This window comes from Alkalithermobacter paradoxus, from assembly GCA_002029295.1.
Taxonomy (GTDB): Bacteria; Bacillota; Clostridia; order Peptostreptococcales; family Peptostreptococcaceae; genus Alkalithermobacter; species Alkalithermobacter paradoxus.
In genome coordinates, this window is record MZGW01000027.1 from 1 (window position 1) to 894 (window position 894).

The window sequence follows — 894 nt, forward strand, 5'->3', positions numbered from 1 at the left end:
TATAAATCCCCTGCATAGTCATGAATAGCACTTCTAATTCCTTTATCACCTCCTGCTAGCTTTTTTTCTTGTGAAGTTCCCCATAAGCTATAATAAAGTATCCCTTGCTGCATATTTGCATAAAATAGTGTATTAGCTTCATAATCAGCACCAGTTTCATATATAAAGTATCTAGGATGTACTACTCCATCAACTATAAAATACCCTAAACTATAATCTGATTTTGATGGATCTGTATCTGGTATTTTTCTCATAAGCTCATTAAATCCAAATGAGTAATTAAAAATATTTAAAATTATAAATAATATTATCAAAATTTTCTTCAATTTATCTCCCTCCTTTTTAATTTAGTTATTTTAATATAAATTATTTATTTTTTCATTATGTTTATTATATTACTAAGTTTTATGTAAAATAAAAAAATCTTTCTTTGAAAGATTTTATCTAATAGTTTATTCTATTGATTAATAAAAATAGTAGGCTTTTAGCCTACTATTTTTGTTTATAAATTAATAAGCATTAACCTACTTATTTTCATGGTTATTTTCTATGAACATATACCTGTAGATGCCCTCCACTATTGTATCTATAAGTCATAGTTCTTCCATCGGCACTAAAAGTTCTAGTTGCCCTAGTTTCAAATGCCTCATTTTTTATTGGAGTATAAACAAAATCCCATGCAGAAGATGAATTTCTAGGATAGAAAAAGCTTATAACTTTTTTGAAATTCGCCAAAACTTCTGCTTTATCTTGATGATTATAACCAAAATCTATAATTGCTTCATAATTTGTACTGCTAAAATTAACAAAAAATGCTATTCTTGAATGATATAAATAACTAACATCTCTTGAATCATAACTATTACTACCTATAAGTGCAGCTAGCGACTTAAT

The 894-nt window shown here is 26.4% G+C and carries 2 protein-coding genes; both read right to left on the bottom strand.

Annotated features, from left to right (window positions below; genetic code table 11):
* Window positions 1–326 (bottom strand): hypothetical protein (locus CLOTH_RS10400; RefSeq protein ID WP_143715465.1); only part of this gene is annotated, 326 nt, incomplete at its 3' end.
* 214 nt (window positions 327–540) lie between these two features.
* A partial coding sequence (locus CLOTH_RS10655) for a hypothetical protein (RefSeq protein ID WP_158080507.1) occupies window positions 541–894 on the bottom strand: 354 nt, incomplete at its 5' end.